We start from the raw sequence: 946 nt of genomic DNA on the forward strand, positions 1-946 counted from the left end.
GATCGCCGAACCGGGCGGGCGGGTCCGGGTGACGACGTCCGGCACGCCGTGGCTGGCGACGGCCGGGGCGGGCGACGTCCTCGGCGGCCTGATCGGCGCGTTGCTGGCGGGCGCCCTCGATCCGTTCGACGCCGCCTCGGTCGGGTCCTGGTTGCACGGCGCCGCAGCCACGCAGGCAGCGGCGGGAGGCCCGATCGTCGCGTCCGACGTCGCGGTCGCACTCCCGGCCCTCATCGCATCCCTCGACACGGAGTGATGGGAGGATCGGAGCCATGTCCAGCACGTCGGCGCCCCTGGGCCCTGCCGAGATCGTCGTCGACCTCGACGCCATCCGGGCCAACGCGCGACTGCTGCGCGAGACCGCGGGCGTCCCGCTGATCGCGGTGGTCAAGTCCGACGGCTACGGCCACGGCATGGTCGAGTGCGCCCGCGCCGCCCGCGACGGTGGTGCGGACTGGCTGGCCACGGCCACCATCGAGGAAGCCCTTGCCCTGCGCGCGGCCGGCGTCGACGGTCCGTTGCTGTGCTGGATCACGGCTCCGGGCGCCGACTACGCCGCGGCTGCGGACGTCGACATCGAGGTGAGCGCCTACTCCGTCGACGAGCTCGATGCGATGGCGGCCGCGTTCGCGGGCCGGACCAGCCCGGCGCGGATCCAGCTCAAGGTCGACACCGGCCTGTCCCGCGGGGGAGCACCGCGCGCCGCGTGGGCCGACGTGTTCGACCGGGCGCGGGCAGGCGAGGAGGCCGGCCACTGGACGGTCACCGGCATCTGGTCGCACTTCGCCTGCGCCGACGAGCCCTCGCACCCGGCCAACGATCGCCAGGAGCGGGCCTTCCGTGACGCGATCGCCCTGGCCGAGGCGCACGGCCTGCGTCCCGGGCTGCGGCACCTGGCCAACTCGGCCGCAACGATCCTGCGCCCTTCCTCGCGGTTCGACGCCGT

The 946-nt window shown here is 74.9% G+C and carries 2 protein-coding genes; both read left to right on the plus strand.

Going from position 1 to position 946, the window contains the following annotated elements:
* Positions 1-256 (plus strand): NAD(P)H-hydrate dehydratase (locus ACOADB_RS02310; protein WP_378596294.1); only part of this gene is annotated, 256 nt, incomplete at its 5' end.
* Between the two features lie 16 nt (positions 257-272).
* On the plus strand, positions 273-946 hold a 674-nt coding region (locus tag ACOADB_RS02315), incomplete at its 3' end, for an alanine racemase (protein WP_378596295.1).

The organism is Nocardioides sp. CPCC 206348, from assembly GCF_048654705.1.
Lineage (GTDB): Bacteria > Actinomycetota > Actinomycetes > Propionibacteriales > Nocardioidaceae > Nocardioides.